Annotated in this window: 13 protein-coding genes and 3 pseudogenes; 4 read left to right on the forward strand and 12 right to left on the reverse strand. The window is 60.3% G+C overall.

All coding sequences use genetic code 11. The features are described from left to right. From IDM45_RS02570 to IDM45_RS02580, 3 genes are all read right to left on the reverse strand, one after another. A complete protein-coding gene (locus tag IDM45_RS02570; RefSeq protein ID WP_267912123.1) occupies window positions 1–837 on the reverse strand; it encodes a PilW family protein in 837 nt (278 codons plus the stop codon). Window positions 838–926: 89 nt separating this feature from the next. After that, window positions 927–1577, reverse strand: coding sequence for a type IV pilus modification protein PilV (gene pilV, locus IDM45_RS02575; RefSeq protein ID WP_209421513.1), 651 nt, complete (start codon window positions 1575–1577; stop codon window positions 927–929). After that, on the reverse strand, window positions 1565–2161 hold the full coding sequence (locus IDM45_RS02580) for a GspH/FimT family pseudopilin (RefSeq protein WP_209421514.1): 597 nt from the start codon (window positions 2159–2161) through the stop codon (window positions 1565–1567). Before IDM45_RS02580 ends, pilV begins: the two co-directional genes overlap by 13 nt. A 271-nt stretch (window positions 2162–2432) precedes the next feature. Between IDM45_RS02580 and IDM45_RS02585 the strand changes: the two genes are divergently transcribed. Further along, window positions 2433–3668 carry a tyrosine-type recombinase/integrase gene (locus IDM45_RS02585; protein WP_209421515.1) on the forward strand — a complete coding sequence of 412 codons (1236 nt, stop codon included), beginning with the start codon at window positions 2433–2435 and terminating at the stop codon, window positions 3666–3668. Window positions 3669–3697: 29 nt separating this feature from the next. On the opposite strand, the gene IDM45_RS02590 is transcribed toward IDM45_RS02585, so the two are convergent. From IDM45_RS02590 to IDM45_RS02600, 3 genes and pseudogenes are all read right to left on the reverse strand, one after another. After that, window positions 3698–3973: a hypothetical protein gene (locus IDM45_RS02590; RefSeq protein ID WP_209421516.1), complete on the reverse strand. Its 276-nt coding sequence runs from the start codon at window positions 3971–3973 to the stop codon at window positions 3698–3700. Window positions 3974–5930: 1957 nt separating this feature from the next. Next, window positions 5931–6179 (reverse strand): hypothetical protein, encoded by a 249-nt coding sequence (locus IDM45_RS02595; protein ID WP_209421517.1) that lies wholly within the window; start codon window positions 6177–6179, stop codon window positions 5931–5933. A gap of 115 nt (window positions 6180–6294) precedes the next feature. After that, window positions 6295–7464, reverse strand: a pseudogene (locus IDM45_RS02600) (IS256 family transposase). A 224-nt stretch (window positions 7465–7688) separates the two neighbouring features. On the opposite strand from IDM45_RS02600, the gene IDM45_RS02605 reads away from it, so the two are divergent. Further along, window positions 7689–8330 (forward strand): DUF6441 family protein, encoded by a 642-nt coding sequence (locus tag IDM45_RS02605; RefSeq protein WP_209421518.1) that lies wholly within the window; start codon window positions 7689–7691, stop codon window positions 8328–8330. 9 nt (window positions 8331–8339) lie between these two features. On the opposite strand, the gene IDM45_RS02610 is transcribed toward IDM45_RS02605, so the two are convergent. Next, window positions 8340–8750 (reverse strand): type II toxin-antitoxin system VapC family toxin, encoded by a 411-nt coding sequence (locus IDM45_RS02610; RefSeq protein ID WP_209421519.1) that lies wholly within the window; start codon window positions 8748–8750, stop codon window positions 8340–8342. After that, window positions 8747–8998 (reverse strand): type II toxin-antitoxin system Phd/YefM family antitoxin, encoded by a 252-nt coding sequence (locus IDM45_RS02615; protein ID WP_209421520.1) that lies wholly within the window; start codon window positions 8996–8998, stop codon window positions 8747–8749. The genes IDM45_RS02610 and IDM45_RS02615 overlap by 4 nt, the downstream gene beginning before the upstream one ends. A 71-nt stretch (window positions 8999–9069) precedes the next feature. Here IDM45_RS02615 and IDM45_RS02620 point away from each other — a divergent pair. Further along, window positions 9070–9471, forward strand: a pseudogene (locus IDM45_RS02620) (tape measure protein); the annotation flags it as partial. 17 nt (window positions 9472–9488) lie between these two features. On the opposite strand, the pseudogene IDM45_RS02625 reads toward IDM45_RS02620, so the two are convergent. Then, window positions 9489–10663, reverse strand: a pseudogene (locus tag IDM45_RS02625) (IS4 family transposase). A gap of 110 nt (window positions 10664–10773) precedes the next feature. Beyond that, complete coding sequence (locus IDM45_RS02630) at window positions 10774–11838, reverse strand: alkene reductase (protein ID WP_209421521.1); 1065 nt, start codon at window positions 11836–11838, stop codon at window positions 10774–10776. 277 nt (window positions 11839–12115) lie between these two features. On the opposite strand from IDM45_RS02630, the gene IDM45_RS02635 reads away from it, so the two are divergent. Continuing rightward, window positions 12116–14266, forward strand: coding sequence for an SEC-C metal-binding domain-containing protein (locus tag IDM45_RS02635; protein WP_209421522.1), 2151 nt, complete (start codon window positions 12116–12118; stop codon window positions 14264–14266). A 242-nt stretch (window positions 14267–14508) separates the two neighbouring features. Here the strand turns inward: IDM45_RS02635 and IDM45_RS02640 are convergent, their stop codons facing one another. Both IDM45_RS02640 and IDM45_RS02645 read right to left on the reverse strand, forming a co-directional pair. Next, complete coding sequence (locus IDM45_RS02640) at window positions 14509–17706, reverse strand: hypothetical protein (RefSeq protein ID WP_209421523.1); 3198 nt, start codon at window positions 17704–17706, stop codon at window positions 14509–14511. Then, a complete protein-coding gene (locus tag IDM45_RS02645) occupies window positions 17604–18992 on the reverse strand; it encodes a hypothetical protein (RefSeq protein WP_209421524.1) in 1389 nt (462 codons plus the stop codon). The genes IDM45_RS02640 and IDM45_RS02645 overlap by 103 nt, the downstream gene beginning before the upstream one ends. Between the last annotated feature and the right edge of the window lie 61 nt (window positions 18993–19053).

Here is a 19053-nt window from a genome sequence, read left to right on the forward strand (position 1 = left end):
TCACGTCGGCTCCTTGATCAGACCCTGGCTGCGCAACTGGAAAACGTTGCGGAACATGATGTGCATGCGCCGCGCGCGCGGGCCGGTCAGGGTGCTCATGTTCACCTCGGTGCCGTCGCAACCGGTATAGGTGCTGCCTGCCGGCATGTCGATGGCTTCCTCGCCATACAGCACCATGCACACCTCCAGTGCCTGCACGTCGTCCCAGGCGCTGGTGGCACTGATGTTGTCGGCGTCGATGTAGCGGATGGTCACGTTACCCGGATCGGTGGTGCTGTTCTGCTGCAAATAACGCACCTGGAAGTCTGCAACGCGGCTAATGATGGGCTGCGCTGGAGCGCTGTTGCCGCCGCAGCGCAGTTCGTTGTCGCTGAAAGAAAAAGCGCTCTCGATCAGCCGATCGGGTTTGTCGTCCGCCGGAGCACCGATGCAATTGCGCACCAGCGATTGCTCTGCGGCGCCTGTATGGACAGCTTCCTTGTAGCGCCGATAGCGCGAGGTGAAGGACAGGGGCGACTGCGTGCCCTTGATGGAGTCGAAATCTTTTTCTTCGAAAGACACGGGGGTCATGTAAACCTCGCTGCCCGAGGCCGATGCCGTGTTGGGTTCCAGGTAGAGCGAGCCCGCCTGGCGCAGTTGCTGGCCAATGACGCGCATGGCGTAGGCAGCCTGCTGCTGGATGTCGCTGGCATCGTTGACGGTACCCGTCACGCCGCGCGCGACTATCAGTGCCCCCATGGCCACGCCCACGACCAGCAGGCCGATGATCAAGCCGACCATCAGCTCGATCAACGTTACGCCGCGCTGGGTCTTGGCGCTACTGAAGCGCCTTTGCAGTTGGAAGGGTTTTGGGCTGGAAACCCTTGCTAGGTCAGCGCAATCTGCTATCTTTTTTGCGGGGTGGGACAACGACATGCTGCAGACCCTCATGAGCAGTAGAACTGGACAATGCCGCTGCCGAGGTCAGGCGCGCAGCGCGCCGACACCGGGATGTACTGCAGATGGCAGACGCGATCGGTGGGGCAGGTGACGCTGCCCCCGCCTGCGGTGAGCGTGGTGCCATTCTTGACCTTGGTAGCGTCGATGCTGTCCTTGTAGTCGGTATCGGTTTCTTTTTCGTTCTCGCGCCAGCTGATCATGACGCCGAGTTGGCGCCGGTTGGAGGCGGAGACGCCGCTCTCGGCTGGAGCCACAAAGACGTTGGCCTGGCCCAGTGGCAAATTGCTCTTGACGGTCTGCTTCCACACGCCGATGTCGTGAGCGGCGAGCTGCTCCTTGGTGCAGCTGTTGCCGCCGCTGCAGTCGCCGGGCGTGGGCTCGTCGCTGAAGCCCGAGACATAGGCGTCAAGGCCGTCCATGGCGTTGGGGTTGACCTTGAGGCGCTCGCTCAAGTCCTCGATCAGGCGCACGGCCTGGGCGCGGCGTACGGTGGTCTGGGTATCGGCCAGGGTGCGCATCTGCACGCCCACCACGCCCAGGATACCCAGGGCAGCCACGGCGATGGCCACGAGGGACTCAAGCAGCGAAACGCCACGCTGGCGACGCTGCGGCGGGGAAACCGGCTTCAACTGTTGCATGGCACATCCTCGGCTTTGACCAGGCGCACCCGCCCGCCTGAACTGACGCAGATACCCCGGGCGGCGGGATCGCTGAGATTCTTGCCCTCTGGAACGATGGTGAAGCCGGGATATTTCCCCTCCACCAGTCCCCAGCGGTTGAGCTTGATGCCGGCGCCGCTGGTAGAGCGCCTGACCTTGACCTTGCCGGGGGTGTCGTAGCGCTGCAAAACCTCTTCGCTGGCAGCGCACGAGCCATTACTGTTGCTGTCAACGCAGACAAACCAGCCGCAGCCCCATTCGTCGTTGCCGGACGCAAAAGAGCAATCGCCAGCGTTGGGTAACTTCTGGAGGACGACGTTGCCCCCGCGCTTAATGGCTTCGGAGCGGGCGAAATAGATGGTCGAGCGCAATTGCTCGGCCACCTGCTGGGTGCGCCAGCGCTCCATCAGCGGAACGAAGCTGGGCGCAGCCAAGGCAGTGAGGATGCCAAGAATGGCAATGGTCACCAGGAGTTCAAGCGCCGTGAAGCCACGCTTTGGGTGCCGCCGGAGCTGATGGCGGCACTGAAGCTGGGGTTCAGCGCGACAGGGCGGGATGGTCATGCAGCCATCCTACGCAGAGCGCTGAACGGCGCTGCATGAGAGCCGACGAGCGGAAGCCGGGGCTGGATCGACGGCTCGGATTGGGGCGAGAGGTGGCGGAGACTGTGTCCGCCGCGTGATGATTCAATACAATCCAGGATTGTCCAAAAATTCAATATAAACAACAACTTATAATAAGATACTGTTCCTAGGAGGTACACTCCAATCCCAGACAATCGCAGCCCATAACGTGGGTAAGAACGTGGGTAGAAACGTGGGTGGGAAACTGGGTATGGCTAGGGCAATCAATCGTCTGAGTGCGCTGCAAGTCAAGACGGCGAAAGCGCCGGGTTACTACGCTGATGGCGGCAACCTGTGGTTGCAGGTGGCGCGCGGTGGCAGCAAATCCTGGGTGTTGCGTTACACCATGGCCGGCAGGGCGCGTGAGATGGGCCTGGGCAGCGTCAGTGCTTTCTCTCTGCAAGAGGCACGAGACCGTGCCAAAGCTGCGCGCAAGCTGCTGGCCGATGGCATGGATCCAATTGAACAAAGGCGCGAGATGCAGCATCAGGCCCGAATGGAGGCCAACGACAGCCGCACCTTTGCATCGTGTGCTGCCGACTACATCGAAGGTCACAAAGTCGGTTGGAAGAGCGCAAAACACGCTGCCCAGTGGACTGCGACCTTGGAGACCTATGCCCATCCCATCATTGGCGAACTGCTCGTAGCTGAGGTCGGAACCACACACATCATGCGTGTGCTGGAGCCGATATGGCGCACCAAGGCCGAGACCGCTGCACGCTTGCGTGGCAGGATTGAGAGCATCCTCGACTGGGCAACGGTGCATGGCTATCGGCAGGGTGACAACCCGGCCCGCTGGCGTGGACACCTGGACAAGCTGCTACCTGCACGCTCGAAGGTACAAAAGATAGAGCACCATGCCGCGCTGCCCTGGCGGGAGATGGGGGCCTTCATGCGCGAGCTGCGGGGCCAACAAGGCACTGCCGCGCGAGCCGTCGAACTGGTTATCCTGACCGCCTGCCGCACATCTGAGGCCTTCAATGCCGAGTGGCGCGAGATCGACCTGACGCAGCGCACCTGGACGATCCCAGCCACCCGAATGAAGGCAGGCAAAGAGCACGTCATACCATTGTCAGACGCCGCTGTGAACGTGCTGCAAATTCAGGCTGAGGTATATGGCAAAGGGGGCTATGTATTTCCTGGTGTCAAAATCCAAAAGCCTTTGTCTAACATGGCCGGATTGATGCTGCTCAAGCGCATGGGGCGGCAGGATTTGACCGTGCATGGCTTTAGATCCAGCTTCAGGGACTGGAGCGGCGAAGCTACCAATCATCCTCGCGAGGTCATAGAACACGCGCTGGCGCACCAGTTGAAAGACAAGGCCGAGGCCGCCTATCAACGTGGGAGTTTGCTTGAAAAGCGCCGCGTCCTGATGGCCGATTGGGCGCGGCATTGTGACCATGTGGCGGTACCGGCAGGAGTCATTCCCTTGAGCCGCTCTGCCTGATCCCTCATAGCTGCTTACCGGCCAGAAAATCACAGCCATTGGAATAACCCAGGTGGGAGCGATTGTTCAGTGCGCTGGCTGGCGTGCAAAGCCGACACCAGGATGATTTGTTTGCTTGCGGATTTGGCTTGTTCCGACAGATCTTCCTGAATTGGGGAGGGTCTGCAAAACCCCTGGAATTCCAGGCGAAGCTCTCCTAATCCATTGATTTCATTGAGTAAAAATTTCGCAAAACGAGGTTTTGCGGAGAGCCCTTGGCGCAATGTCTTTTTCTCCAAATTTTTGCCACGGCAAATGATTTGCAAATGCGCAATTCAAGAAAGCCATTGTTTTGCAAATATATTTCTCTCTGGCGGGGTGCCGTTGCGGCTGGCCCCTTGCCGCAATGGCAGCAGCCAGGGGTCTCTGACGCTCAAGATCACCCGAACGGTGAGGGTGTGACCTCTTGGTCTTGATGCACCGGATCAGGCGGTAGGGGCGACTTGCACCCGAAAGTCAAAACATGACGGATGACCCCCGCTCTTTCACGTTCGTTGGGCAAGGCGGCGAGCAACAAAAAAAGCTCCCGCAAAGACCACTCTGCTCGGTGGAAGTACAGCCGTAGGCGCACGGAGGGGGCGGGGAGGTGGTGTTCTTTGGGGGATGCTCATCGCTTTGCGTCTTGCTGCTGGCTGGCCAAAATTGGACAATCTTGTCCAAAAGTGGCGGAATTTGTCCAAATTTGGACAGTCCTGTCCAAAAGTGGCGGAATTTGTCCAAAACTGGACAGTCCTGTCCAAATTTGGACAATCTTGTCCAAAAGTGGCGCGGGCCAGCCTTCGGTCGCAATCGGGAAGGCCCGAGGTCAAATTTGAAAGATGCTGCTTTGGCGCTCTCATTTGCGTTGCACAACTCTCCCAGGCCGTGCTACGCTCGCCCTCACGCATGGTTTGCTAGGGCCATGCACCACTTTCCAACACCGCTTTTGCGGAAATGTCTGGCAACTCTCGACCCGCAATGGGCGAAAGAAACGGCAGCTTCGGCTGACCCGTTTTTTTTGTTGCGCCCACTGCCCTATAGGGGTAGTGCGCTTTTTTGGAATTCACAACAGATCAACACAGAGTGCCTGATTTAGGTCGAATTCCTCAATGGCGACAAGCACTTACGCGCTTCGTTCAACACAGAGGCGGGCACAGAACCTGTTTATTGAATGATTTCGGCACTGAACTGCTGAAACTTTGAGCAACTTTGGTGTTGTTCTTGGCGGCTTGTGTGCTGCGTTTGGTGTGGCGCTGCGTGTGTGCTGCGGCTGTTTGTCGGGTGGTGCTGTTGGTGGTTCTGGTGCGAGGGAAAGCGTGCTGTGACTGCTGGGGTGCTGACGGTGAGTGGCTGTGGTGCTGCGCTGCGATCAGGGCTTGCTGGCGCTGGTGCTGGTGGCTGTTGGTTGGCAACGATGAAAGGAGGAGATGGCGGGCTGCAAGGTGGGCTTGCTGGGGAGTGATGGGTGTGAGGGAGTTGGCGCTTTGCTGGCTCTTTGTGGCACCCTGCAGCTATGGAGATAGGGGAACCTGCTGGATAGGCGTCCAGTGCGCGTGAGGGCTTGCCGAGTGTGGCGGGAGGTAGCGTGTAGGTTGGGTTCACGGCGGTGGTCTCGCAACCACGGGGGTCTGTTGGCTCTCGAAATAGCGGCTGGCCCGGTCTAGGGTGCTTTTCCAGGCGTCTGGGTTCTTCGGAGCTACGGGTTATGGAGGTCGCATTACCGTAAGGGTGCGGGCGTACAGTCGTGACACGGGCTGTACGTAGCGGTTAGGTTTCTTCAAGTGGGGTGTCGGGGGTGCAAATCCCCTCCCTTTCCAACGGGGTGAAGTTGGCGCGGAGCTGGCAGGCGTACTGCTGGCACAGGGAGGCGTTTTGGTCGCCTCGGGGGTAGTTGCGCCTGATCGGTTTTTGGGGATTGGCGCTTTGCCTGGTGGTGGGTTTTCTCTGGGCGCTCGGATACCCTGTGCCGTTTGCGACCGGCCAAATTTAGCCGGTGCTATTTTTTTGCGGCTGGGCTGGAGAGTCGGCGGCGGACATGGCCTCTGCTGGCCTGGGCTGGCTGAATGCTGGTGAAGCCTTGGGGTGGCCTATCACTGCGCATCCCCGCAGGACAAAAAAGCCGTATGGACCGAGCAGCAGCCTGCGGCAACGCCCATCCACCAGGAAGATTGGCCGATGGTTTGCCATGTCTCCAGGGCAATGCCCATCAGGACAACAAGCAATCCGAACGCCGGGCGCAGGACATCAATGGTGCATGTCTTGTTCGCTGGCATCGCGGGGTGGCGCTCCCTTCAAGCCATAGTCGCCCAGCGAGAAATACATCCCCAGTGTTGGCCCGAAGGGCAGGGCAGCCAACGCCAGCAAAACGAGATCGCCACGAAAGATGGCAGCAGCAGCGATCCAGGCAAGACAGATGCAATTGAGTAGCAAAAGCCGCTGGATGCTGCGGCGTGTAATGGGCGGCTGGTGGCGGGGCAGGCGCAGGAAAGACATAGCCCAGTATGGAGCAAGAAATGGGCGTGTCCGAATTTTTGTGTAAACGGGTCGGACTTCAATTGACGGAGATGCGGTCTCCGAACTGAATGGTAAAGCGGGTCAGCGCGGCCTTTCAATCCCGGATGGGCATGGTCCACTTCTGGCTGATGTTGCGCAGCGCCAGGTAGAACAGCTTGGTCAGCGCCTCGTCGCTGGGGAACGAGCCCCGGTTCTTGGTCAGCTTCCTCAGGCTCATGTTCACCGACTCGATGGCGTTGGTGGTGTAGATGACCTTGCGGATTTCCAGCGGGTAGTCAAAGAACGGGGTCAAGCGACTCCAGTTCCTGCGCCAGGACTGGCCGATGGGCAGGTACTCGGCATCCCATCGGGCCTCGAACTATGCGAGCATCAGTTCGGCCTCCTCGGCGGTGGCGGCCGTGTAGATGCGGCGCAGGTCGGCCGCCACTTCCTTGCGGCGCTTGCATGAGACGTAGTTCAGGCTGTGGCGCACCATGTGAACGATGCACAGTTGTACCACCGCCTTGGGGAACACCGCCTCGATGGCGTCCGGGAAGCCCTTGAGCCCATCGACACAGGCAATGAAGATGTCCTGCACGCCCCGGTTGCGCAGTTCGGTCACAACCTGCAGCCAGAACTTGGCACCCTCGGTCTGCGCCAGCCACAGACCCAGCACCTCCTTCTCGCCCGTCATGGTGATGCCGATGGCCAGGTACACCGCCTTGACCCGCACCGCGCCCTCGCGCACCTTCACGTGGATGCAGTCCAGATAGACGATGGGGTAAATCGGCTCCAGCGGTCTGGCCTGCCAGGCCTTGACCTCATCGGCCACGGCATCGGTCACCGAGGAAATCAAGCTGGGTGAGACCTCGGTGCCATACATCTCTTCGAGATGGGCCTGTATCTCGCGCACCGTCATGCCACGGGCGTACAGCGAGATGATTTTGTCGTCGAAGCCGGCCCAGCGGGTCTGGTGCTTGGGGATGAGCTGAGGCTCGAAGCTGCCATGGCGCTCGCGTGGCACTTCGATGGGCAATTCGCCGAACTCGCCCTTGAGGGTCTTCTTGCTCTTGCCGTTGCGGGTGTTGCCAGCGGGGTTGGCCACCGCCTCGTTGCGTTCATGGCCCAGGTGCTCAGTCAGCTCAGCGTCCAAAGCTCGCTCGACCAGCAGCTTGGTCAACTGCTTGAGCAGTCCGTTCTCGCCGATGAGGTCTTCGGGCTTCTTGTAGTTGGCCAGCAGACCAGAGAGCAGTTCTTCGGGTACGTCGTGTTTCTTGGTGTTCATTGTGCTTACGGACAGGCCGGCTTGCGCCGGCGGTGGATTGTCCGTTTACACAAATTTCTGCACACCCTCCACCCTGGCGCAGCTGCGCGGCTTTGTGGCGGCCACGGTGCGCAGCGATGCAATGCGGGACGCGCGCCTGTTGTCCCTGGTGGCGACGGCCACACGCGGTGACGCACGCCACCTCGACCAGACGTTCGAGCGACTCACCGACCAAGCTTTGAACCATGCGCATCGCCATTCGCATCGATAGCAAGGACGCCCAGGCACAGTTGCGCCGCTGGGGTGGAGAGTACCGGGACAAGGTCAAAAAAGCCGTGGCGCGCGCCATGGCCGCCGAGGCCCGGGAGATCAAGGAGGACGTACGCGCCCATGTCGCGGGCCAGATGGCCGTGGTGAAGAAATCTTTCCTCAAGGGTTTCAGTGCCAAGGTGCTGGACAAGAACCCCAACCGTCTGCCCGCGCTCTACGTGGGTTCGCGCATTCCCTGGTCGAGGATGCACGAACGCGGGGGCAGCATCGGCGCTCGGATGCTGATCCCGTTGCACGGGCGTGTGGGCAGAAAGCGCTTCAAGGCGCAGATCGCCGAGCTCATGCGCGGCGGCAACGCCTACTTCATCAAGAACAAGCGGGGCAACATCGTGCTGATGGCCGAGAACATCAAGGAGCACGACCGGCCCCTGTCGGACTTCAAGCGCCGTTATCGCAAAGCCGAAGGCATCAAAAAATTGAAACGCGGTGCAGATATCCCGATTGCCGTGCTGGTGCCCCGGGTGGTGCTCAAAAAACGCTTGAACATCGAACGCCTGGTGGCCGGTCGCATCCCGGGCTTGGCGGCTGCCATGGAGAAATCCCTCTCGGCCCTGTGACCGCAGGCCTCAATCCCAGGGGTTGATGAGTGGCACATCAAGTCCCGCAAAGTCCTTGGTATTGCGCGTCACCAGCGTCAGATCGTTGTGTAACGCGGTGGCCGCCAGCAACGCATCGATGGCGGGCAAGGGGCGCGCGGCCTGCGCCATCAAACGGCCCCAGCGGTCGGCGGTGGCGGCGTCGATGGTGAGTACCCGGCCGACGAAGTAGTTCGGCAGCTCCACCTCCAGCCAGTCGAGCAGGGTTTGTTTGCGGGCAGGCTCTTGCACCCGTTCCAGCCCCTTGCGGATCTCGCCCAGCGTCAGCACGCTCAGGAACAAGGACTGGCGCGGGCGCGCTTGCAGCCAAGCCACGACCCGTGGATCGGGCGCCTTGCGCCGCAGCTCGGACAGGACGTTGGTGTCGATCAGATAGCTCACAAGTCCACCTCGCGCGCCAGGCTGCGGTCGCGCTCGAACGCGATGTCCTCGTCTCCGTACAGCGGGGACTGGCGCATGAAGTCCACCAGCGAGGCTTCGTTGCCGCTGAGGCGGTCAAACAGCTCCTTGGAGATGACCACGGCCACCGAGCGGCCATGCACGGTGATTTCTTGCGGGCCGTCATCGGCGGCTTGCTTGACCACCTCAGAAAACCGCGCCTTGGCGGTCTGCATTTGCCAGGTGTGCATGGGTGATCTCCTTTCTATCGTGAATTCTGACTATACAAGTCAGATTTTGCACTTTAACCGATTCCAGGACTATGGCCAACCGCATCTCCGTGCTCGTCGCCCTTGAAGGTGCCGACGAAGGGCTCAAGCGCGCCGTCGCCTCGGCCGAAAAATCCCTGGGCGAACTCTCGCAAACCGCCAAAACCGCAGGTGATAAGGCCGCTGCCGGGATGGCCGAGGTCAAGGCTGGTATGACGGCCTTTGGCGAACAGATCAACCGTGCCAAGACGCAGCTGCTGGCGTTTGTGACCATCAACTGGGCGGCTGGCAAGGTGCAGGAGGTCGTGCAAATCGCCGACGCCTGGAACATGATGGGCGCGCGCTTGAAGCTTGCCACCGCAGGCAGCCGCGAGTACGCCGTCGCGCAAAAGGAGTTGTTCGCCATCGCCCAGCGCATCGGCGTGCCGATCCAGGAAACCGCCACCCTCTACGGCATCTCGTTATACACAACTCACCCCAGCCCGGCCTCGCGCATGTAGCGCACCCCGGCCACAAACGCCGCTACGTCCTGCATTCCCAACCAGATCGTCTTGGCGCCGGGCTCACCATCGCCCTTGCGTGCCAGAAACCCACCGCGCTGTGCGATCAGCCGCAGCACCGTATTGAGCTGGGGCACCTCCTTGGGCGGTTTTTTCTTGTTCAAGATGAACGCCGCGTGCCACTCTTGGGTCTCCAGCAGCAGATCGGCGGGCAATTCGGGCAGGGTGCGTCCCAGACGCATCAAGCGGTTGATGCGCCAGGCAATCACCATGTACAGCGCCAGGGCCGTTTGCAGCGCCTGGGTGTTGCCCAGCTGCAGGCGCTGGACTTGGCAGCCTTCCTTGAGCACCAGAAAAAACAGCTCGATTTCCCAGCGCGCCCGGTACCAGTCGATCAGCTCACAGGCCTGCTCCAAGGTGACGGCCTGGCGGTTGCTCAGCAGCCGCCAGACCACGGGCTGCACTCCCGGCGGGGGATCGATCTCGGTGGCTATCAGGCAGCTGACTTCGATGCGGCCCTGGCGGCTGTCCTTGACAACGACACGCCGCACGCGCACCTCTTGTTTGACGCTGCGCGCCTTGCGGCCACGACCGGCGGCAATCTCAAAGCGCACGCACCCCAGCGGCGCGCTGTCCATCACGTTTTGCCACAGCTTGCCGCCTTCGGGCAGGACGCGGTTGTGCTTGCAGCGCACCAGATAATCGGCTGGATAGTCCAGCTCACCGGCTTGGGCTCGCGTGCCCACATCCAGGCGTCGGTCACGCCCAGCGGTTCACGCTGCGGGGTGATGACGTAAGTGGGGTGCAGGTACATGCCGCGCTGGGCTTCGTAGCTCAGCGGCCCCAGGCCCTGCATTTGCTGGCCGTTGTAGTCCAGCTCCGTGGTGTCTTGCAGGCACAGCACCAGCGGGTGCGCGGCCATGCGCTGGACGCTGGCTTGCCAGTGCGGCTGCATCACGTCCTCCCAGGACAGGCGGTCGTTGTTCAAGAAACGGTAGGCCGCAATCGTCTCTGTCCAATTGCTGCAGGCGTTGGGAATGCTCGCCGTCGGCTTGGCGGCCAGGCGTTCGGCCAGCAGCACCGCCCGCTTGTTCAGCCGTGCATCGCCCAGATCGAGGGTTTCAAATTCTTGGGCTGCCCAGCTCATCGGTTTGTTTCTTTACGGAGAACTGCGGATGGTAGAGGGTTGTGTATAACGAGATGGGCAGAGCCTTGGGTATAAAGTGGCTCGTTTCTTCGGTCTTCTGGGGCGGTGATTTACGCGACCTGCAGTGTCGGATAGTCTGTATAGCCCTTGGCGCCACCTGAGTAGAACGTGTTGGTGTCAGGCGCGTTCAGCGGTGCCTTGGCCCTGATGCGTGTGGGCAGGTCCGGGTTAGCCAGGAAGGCGGTGCCAAAGGCCACAGCGTCAAGCTTGCCTGCGGCGATGGCCGCCTCGGCTTCGTCAGCGCTGTAGCCCATGTTGCCCACCAACACGCCTTTGTACTTCTCACGCGCTACGGGCATGACATCGGCCTTTTGCACGCCGAAGAAGTCGGCCCGCATCACGTGCAGGTAAGCCAGCTTGAAGGCGTTGAGCTTGTCGGCCAAGAAACCGATGAGGGCCAGCGGATCGCTGTCCTTCATGCTGTTGTAGCTGTTGAGTGGCGACAGGCGCAGACCCACACGCTCGGAACCGATGGCCTGGGTCACGGCGGTGAGTACCTCGAACAGCAAGCGTGCACGGTTTTCCAGCGATCCGCCGTAAGCATCGGTGCGCTGGTTGGGCGTGTCGCGCAGAAACTGGTCAATCAGGTAGCCGTTGGCGCCGTGTACTTCCACACCATCAAAGCCGGCGGCAATGGCGTTGCGTGCGCCTTGAGCAAACGCAGCCACGATGCCGGGAATCTCTTCGACGGTCAGGGGGCGGGGCACCGCGTGCGGCACCTTGCCTTGGGGCGTGTGGATCTCACCCTCAATAGCGGTGGCGCTGCTGGAGACAATGGGGGCGCCATCGGCAGCGCCAGGGTAGGCTGCGCGGCCAGCGTGCCAGATCTGCATGAAGATGCGTCCGCCCTTGGCGTGCACCGCGTCGGTCACCTGCCTCCAGGCTGCAATCTGCGCGTCGTTGTAGATGCCAGGCTCATTGACGAAGGCCGATGTACCGGGCGCCACCATGGTGCATTCGGAAATCAGCAGGCCGCCGGTGGCTCGCTGGCTGTAGTACTCGGCCATCAGCGCGTTGGGCATGTGGCCAGCGTCGGCACGGGTGCGGGTCAGCGGTGCCAGAAGGATGCGGTTGGGCAGGGTGAGAGAACCTACTTGAAGTGGATTGAATAGCATGTGGATGAAAAGCCAGATTAGTGAACAGAAAACAGTGGTAAAGCTAATGTAGGTAGACGCATAAGCTGAGAAAAAGACCCATAAGTTGAGAAAAAGCGCCCCATAAGCTGAGAATCCGAGGCGCGCCGGTCCTCAGCCGCCCGCAGCGCCTGCGGCGCGGGCCCCAGCAGAACGTCCTTCAAGCCATCGCGCGCCCTCTCCGACCCCAGGGCTTGGGTGCTCATCGGCTGGTGCGCGTCGAAGACGCCCAGTCGAACGTGAACTAAAGGGGACAACAATGAAGAAGCCGCGCGACGAGTCACAGATTTTTGCGGACTTAGAAGCGCTAGCCGCATCACCCGGGTACGTCCATGCCGTTGCGCGCATGTGCAATCGCGACAACATCATCTACATCAAGGACAAGCTGAAGCCGTCCGATATGGACCGCTTGTTCAGCCGAGAGCGGCTCATACGAACGGAGTTGACGACGGTCATCGGCTTGATGGCCAAGAACCCTTTGGACTTGTCGCTGCAGCCACGCGACGTTGTCGATGGTTACGTACAGCGTACGGACGCCCTCATGAAGGAGTTGCATGATGCAATCTCCTATCCGATGTGGGACACCATGTTCGAGGCCATGAAGGCTGGCACCAAGCCGCCGGACCCTTGGCATGGGCCAGGAATGCGCGAACCCATCTTCTATGGGACCGAGTCGGCTTATGCATTCCAATATCGAGACCTCATTCCAGAGAAATATGGACCGGACGACGACTGGTTGTCCCGAGTAAAAGCCTTCACCGCCGGCCAGGCCAGCGCCATCGCCAAGACGATGTGCGTATTGATGGATGAGAAGGGCACCAGGCTCTTCATGGAAGCTCGCGATGCGAAAAGCCCACCAGAGACCTGGCTACCCGCTTTTGAGTTCTCATCGAACGAGGTATCGGCACGCAGTGGCATTGCGCAAGACGTGGTTGAGGCGTTCTTCCGCGCATTTCTCTTCACTGGAGACAACACGGCGTTCAACGAGGCCGGTGATTTCAATGAGGTCGCTGCTAGGCCCCTACTTCCCACCGACCGGGGGACAGTACTCCTTTTCTCGCATTATGCAATTTCCGAAGCTCTGTACGAGTCTCCGTTCTTCTGGATGTGGGAGGACAAAGCCTACCGCCCGACGGCACAAGCGCACCGCGGGGCCTTTACTGAAAAGTTCGCCGCGAGACGTCTGGCAGGGGTCTTCGGCCACGAGCACGTCCATACGAATGTCAACTTGCATCGTGGCAAGGACATAGTTGGTGAGGCTGATGTCTTGGTCATCTACGGCGACCGCCTCATCATCGTACAGGCAAAGGCGAAGAAGCTGACCATCGCAGCTCGCAAGGGGAACGACAACCAGCTGAAGGCCGACTTTGCTGCAGCAATTCAAGACTCCTACGACCAGGGTTGGGCGTGCGCGAATGAGATGCTTGCCGGGGGGTGCCGCCTGGTGGACGACGACGAGAAAGAGCTCAAGCTTCCAGCTCACATCAAGGAGATTTTCTTGGTCAGCCTGGTGTCGGAGCACTATCCGGCCTTGGCATTTCAAGCGAGCCAGTCGTTGAAGTTCCAAACAACAGACGTCATCCGGGCTCCGTTCGTCATGGACGTGTTCCTTCTTGACACGTTGACCGAGATGCTGGCGACGCCTCTGCGACTTCTCAGCTACGTAAAGTTGCGCGTGACTGTCACAGACAAACTGATGACTGGTCACGAGCTAACGGTGCTTGCCTATCATTTGAAACAGAACCTCTGGCTCGACGAAAAGCATCAGCTGGTGATGCTTGACGACTCAATCGCGCAGGACCTGGACACAGCGATGATGGTTCGGAGGGATAACCAGCCTGGCGACGACACTCCAGTGGGAATCCTTACCAAAATGCGTGGAACTCGCTATGAGAGCGTCATCACGGAGATTGAGAATCGGGCGGACCCCGCAACTCTCGAACTTGGGTTCCACCTGCTCTCCATGGACGAAGACTCCTGCAAGAACGTTCATCGTTTGCTGGAGGCAATCACGCGCAAGGCGCAGCTGGATGGCAAGAGACACGATGTGACTCTCGCGTCGAGCAAGCCGCCCGTCGGGGTCTGTTTTCATTGCAACCCGGCTCCCTCTCCCGAGGCGGTGGATGTTCTGGAGACTCACTGCGCCAAGCGCAAGTATCTGGGACACGCGGCGCAATGGTTCGGAGTGTCCGTGGGCGCAGATGGCCAGGTTCAGTTTGGCGTCACGCTCGACTTCCCGTGGGAACCATCAAAGGAGCTAGACCAATTGACGGCCGACATGAAGCCGGCCTCCCGGGTGCGCGATGTCCTTCCTCAATACCTCAAAGAGGCTCGCCGCATCAAGGTCGGCCGTAATGAACCATGCCCCTGCGGAAGTGGTCTCAAGCACAAGAAGTGCTGCCTGAAATAGCTACAAGACTGCCTATGTTGCCGCCGACGCCGATTTGAGCCATGCGCCAGGCTGGAGGTGAGCCGGCTTGTTCGCTTTGGAAGTCGGGGCCGAAGCCGAATCGTCATCGTGCCAACAGTCATGGCTCAGCTGCGGTCCAACGGGCGCCACTTCGTAAGAGCTCGGTCCCGGAGCCGGCTGTCAAGGTGAAGCTGCTGAATGAAACCAACCCTGAATCAGGAATAACCACGGTATGCACCGTGCTAGCCGACCGCCCGTAGCGCCGCCAACTGCTCCTTGCTGCCCGGGTGATAGCTCATTCTTTGCCCGAACTGCTTCACTTCACCGCCGCTCATGGTGAAAACAGTGGTGTGGTACAGACAGCCTCCAAACCCTTTGCTGAGCCCAATATCCTGCCCCCCGTAGACATTCTTTTCACCAGCTATCACCCAGACGGGCTCGAGTCCAGCCTGCGCCAGGCACTGCAGGAAATACTCCCGCGATACCACGCCGGCCCCACAACCGCGTGTGTGCAAGGAGGGGTCCTGCCATCGAATGATTCCTGAGGAGTCCGAGTACTCGGGCTTCTTCCCGCTGTGCAGATGCAGGCCAAGTAGCTGCATGGCAGCCGCCGATGGCAAGTGGATTTTGAACGATTCCTCGACCGAATTATCTTCTGTGTTGCCTTCAGCTGTTAACGACTCAACGATTCCGGCGTATGGAGTACCTATCCCTGCGTGCGCGTTGTCCGAAAGCTCAATGTCCATCACTTCGCGCCAGCCATGCTCCCCCAGGAAACTATCTGTGCCGCCATCTCCTAAGAGGCGTGAGGAGTCTCCGCGCTGCTTCTTCAGCAGGTCCACAGCTAGCGCGGTACCATCGCCTTGCCTCGTCACTAGGCAACTGATGTGAGACCACGCATCGGCGTGGTTGCGCCTCTCTTGGCCTGAAACCTTCCAGTGCCTGAAGGCGCGGACAACAAGCCAGTTACCACCTGTGGGGTCGGCGACCTCAATCTGGTCCGCCGCGTTGCACAAGTCATCCTCCAACGGTAGCCATGCTAGGAGCAACTCCGTGTCTCCAACCGGCAGCCGAGGAGCGGAGGGGGTCCACCAGGTCATCGGCGTGGGGGACCAGCCTGATTCATGCGTCCCGCGGACTAGAAGCGAGGGGTCAATGTCCTTCCTCATATCCCGGCCGCTTGGCCCGTACTTAAAAGCCCGCAGCACTCCCTCGTCTTGGTAGGAACAAACAGCCAGGTTGTCTGCCATTCGAGCCGTGACTTCGGCGAGTGCAATGTGCTGGTACTTCTTGCCGATACGCTCGACGCGGTGATTGCCCATGCGCTCGCGGAAGATGTGAGGACCACTATCGAACGACGTGAAGAGTGCTTCGGTCCACCCCATCGTGTGCGCGCGAGCACAAATCCAGCGCCTGACTGTTGCATGGTCGAACTCGGGTGGCCGCCGGTTGTCGTCGTCCATCCTTGTCGCTTCGAGCAGGTGCAGTTCGGCAAAGTTCGCGTACTCCGCCCGCATCTCGGGAGTCAGCAAGCTTTTGAACACGAAGTTGGCATTGGCAAGCGCCTCCCAGAGCTGCCCGGACTCGTCGTTGCCTTCGCCACTGAGCCAATACTGCTCCGGCCGCTGGCGGTACCGCAAACTCGCCTCATGAAGGTCTAAGTACGCCCGCAACTGCGCTTCTTCTGCCTTGCCTCTGAAGTCAACTTCCCAGCGCAAATAAAGCCGCGGCGTGGTCTGCCCGACCAGCCTCCGAGAAACGTCGACGAAGTCGTAGAGCCAAGCACGCAAGGTGTAGGTGCCGAAGTCGCCGTACTCTTCGGTCGACGAGTAAATGTCGTCGCCGTAGCCATTTTTTCGGTACTCCTTCAAGCTCTCCTCGGTCACCTCTTCCAAGGGCCACGGGGAGGAGAACCTGGCCTCCGCGGCTGCTATGTCCACTTCATGAGATAGTTGGCCAGCCGCTTGAGCGTAAAGAAACGTGCCAAGCGCATAGTCGCGTGCGAGCAGGTGCACCGGTGGTGTGCGCCCCGACGCGAAGTGGTTCCGCCATACCGCTGACGTGACTGCTTTGCAGCCCAGCTTTTCATCCCCCTGCATCATCGCTCCATAGCAGGCCGCCAGCAGGCGCTCTGTGATGTAGGGGTCGTCGACATCGGCGAACTTGTCGAGCAGTTCAGAGGCGATGGTGAGCTTGGGCGCCAGGACATTGACTAGCGCCTTCGTGGAACGGTCCCGCACGGCTCGGTTGCTGGTGGACAGAAACCATGTGAGTGTGAGGCAAGCAAGTCGAAGACGCTGTGCTTCCACCTCGCCGGCTTCAACCTGCCAAGCCCATTCGATGAGTGTCTCGACCGCGCCACCTTCGCTCAGGTCGTCTTCCGCCAGGAATACAGACCATCGCGCATCACGTTGTGGCATGGGCAGCTTCCAAAGCTCACCGTGCAGCCACTCGGCGTTGAATTGGTTTTCAGGCTCAGTGCAGACCAGTAGCAGCAGTCCGTATGGAGACCGCCCGGTGAGCTCGCACACCTTGCTTATCCAGCTCACTGTGCCCTCTGTGAACGCCGTCGGCGCGCGCCAAAGCAGAGAACTAACGAACGCGTCACAGAGGGCCGTGTCGACAATTGAATCTTCCGGTAGAACATCAAAAAGCTCACACCCAAAACGTTCAGGGGCCTGGACCGCGAGTGCTTCGACGACGCCGGCGAAGCGCCAGGATGCATCAGGCCCGAAGTAGCTAGAGAGCGGCACTCGCCCGAACGAGCTTTTGAGGTCGGCTGGGTCCACTTGGGCGACAAGGCGCTCGGCACGCAGGTGGTCGGACAGTCGCTCGAAAGTGAACCTGATGGTCTCCACAACCTTGCCGTCATGGCGCTCGACTTCCTGGGTGAGTACGCCCTCGGACAGGAACGCTGACAGCAGGCTTCGTTCCTCACTGCCGCCGGAGTTGTGGAAGCTGTCTAGCAGCTCAATCGTGGTGTCGAGCGGCAAGCTCCCCCCGTCACCATGGGCGCTGCAGGCGTCAAGGAATCCGTCGAGTGCCTTGCACGCAATCTTCTGCAGGGGAACCAGCCGCAGCTGCCGCTCGACCTTCTTGGCGACCGCCGAAAGGTAGAAATCGAAGATGGCTGTGATGCCCTCCAGCCCCTTGGGTAATTGCTTGAGATTCTCGGCATCTAAGTAAGCGCAGCAAGTTCGAAGAAAAAGAGGATTCTCGAACTCGTGGGCCAGGTTTGGCGAGCTGGGACGGGCGATGCCGCGGCGGTCCAGGTATGCCTTGGCGGCAGCGCCTGCGTGACCAGCAAAGCCGCGGTGAACGATTCGTTCAAGACCCTTCAGGGGAGGTAGTTCAGGTAGGTGTCGCGTACGGTCAGAACCAAGGCTAGACGCGGGAACTGCTGCATCTGGGCAATGAAGCCTTGTAGCCTGGACTCCCAAAGGTCGACGCCGTGCCTCTCGTTCAAAGCGTCGATTGCAAGCACTGACCGGCAGCCGGCAGCTTCTGCAGCTGCATCTAATGCGCCGAGGAACTCATTCGTGCTCACCTGCGAGACGTCCAGCTGGCCTCGAATCTGCTCCCAAGGCTCGGCTTCCGTCAGGGTTCCAGTCAACACCAGCACAAAGGGGCGGTTCAGCTGAATCTGCTTCTCACCGAAGTCGGCTACCAAGTGGGACTTGCCGATGCCGGCCGGACCCGTGATGACAATTTCCCGCTTGTTTGCCAACCGCCACCTTGTGCCCGCGAGCTCGCGCCGCACGTGCTCCACGGATGCATACAAGTCGAAGAGGTCCTTGCGAGCAAGGGCGCGGTCCTTGTCCGGGACCTTCTCCTGGAGCTCGGTCAGGGAGGACGAAACGCTCTGCGTGCCTGCCGCCGACAACGCGAGCCACGCTTCCAAGGGAATCGGCACGTCGAGGGTGGCTGGCGAGCTGGCAAGCGCGTCCACCAACGGCGTGCAGGCTTGCTTCACTTGGTTAGCCGCCTGAGTCAAACCCTCCCGGGCCAAGCTCCGTGCAGCCCCGTCAAGCCGGTAGGTAATCTCCGCCGCCCAGGCGCTTGGTTCCTCCAAAAGCTTTGAGTCGCGCGCAAGCGCTTGCAAGGCCTCCTCGATAGGTAGGTCGACGTGGCTTTCGGGGCTGTATCGCTCGCCGAGATTTTGCCGCTGGACCTCGAACTTCTGGCGAAACCAGGCCGAGTTGAAGCGTAGGGTGTCGAACCAGTAGCGGGCTCGTCCCGAGTAGGCCGGTGTGTCGCGCGCAAGCCGCTCCGTGATGCTTGATGCGCTCCAGAGTTCGATTGCCAGAGTACGGCCGTGCGTTGCAGCATCCGCGATGCTTTTGCCACGCCAAGCCTCGTACCGCTCCAACTGGCTAAGCTTGGTGCCAGACCGATTGTCCTGGAGGTCGACCGGCAGGCACAAGATGAACTTCGTCAGCTTCGGGTGAGCAGCAAGTGCCCGCTGCAAGGATTCAGTGATTTGGGAAACCTGAGTTCCCTCAAATCCGTTCATGAAGTACTTAGCCTGCCAGCCCACCTCATGCCCATCCACATAGGCGCGATAACACTCCAGGCCTTGGTCTGCCCCGGGGCCTTTTCGGATGAAGCGCGAGTCCTCGGCTGGGTCTTCAAGGGCAGCCAGTTGGCAGCAGAGCTCTTCGAAACCGCCCATCTGGGTGCCCCGGTGCTCACGGATGCGGGTGAAATCTAAACTCAATGCCAACACGCGCCCCCCAGAAATTTCATAGTGACCCGACCAGCAGCCCCCAAAACCGGCTGGACTGAAT

This window comes from Melaminivora jejuensis, assembly GCF_017811175.1.
In the GTDB taxonomy this organism is placed as follows: Bacteria; Pseudomonadota; Gammaproteobacteria; order Burkholderiales; family Burkholderiaceae_C; genus Melaminivora; species Melaminivora jejuensis.

Coding starts and splice junctions, on each gene's coding strand:
- pilV (WP_209421513.1), bottom strand. CDS start 1,577: ATGCAACAGTTGAAGCCGGTTTCCCCGCCGCAGCGTCGCCAGCGTGGC.
- IDM45_RS02580 (WP_209421514.1), bottom strand. CDS start 2,161: ATGACCATCCCGCCCTGTCGCGCTGAACCCCAGCTTCAGTGCCGCCAT.
- IDM45_RS02585 (WP_209421515.1), top strand. CDS start 2,433: ATGGCTAGGGCAATCAATCGTCTGAGTGCGCTGCAAGTCAAGACGGCG.
- IDM45_RS02595 (WP_209421517.1), bottom strand. CDS start 6,179: ATGTCTTTCCTGCGCCTGCCCCGCCACCAGCCGCCCATTACACGCCGC.
- IDM45_RS02605 (WP_209421518.1), top strand. CDS start 7,689: ATGCGCATCGCCATTCGCATCGATAGCAAGGACGCCCAGGCACAGTTG.
- IDM45_RS02615 (WP_209421520.1), bottom strand. CDS start 8,998: ATGCACACCTGGCAAATGCAGACCGCCAAGGCGCGGTTTTCTGAGGTG.
- IDM45_RS02630 (WP_209421521.1), bottom strand. CDS start 11,838: ATGCTATTCAATCCACTTCAAGTAGGTTCTCTCACCCTGCCCAACCGC.
- IDM45_RS02635 (WP_209421522.1), top strand. CDS start 12,116: ATGAAGAAGCCGCGCGACGAGTCACAGATTTTTGCGGACTTAGAAGCG.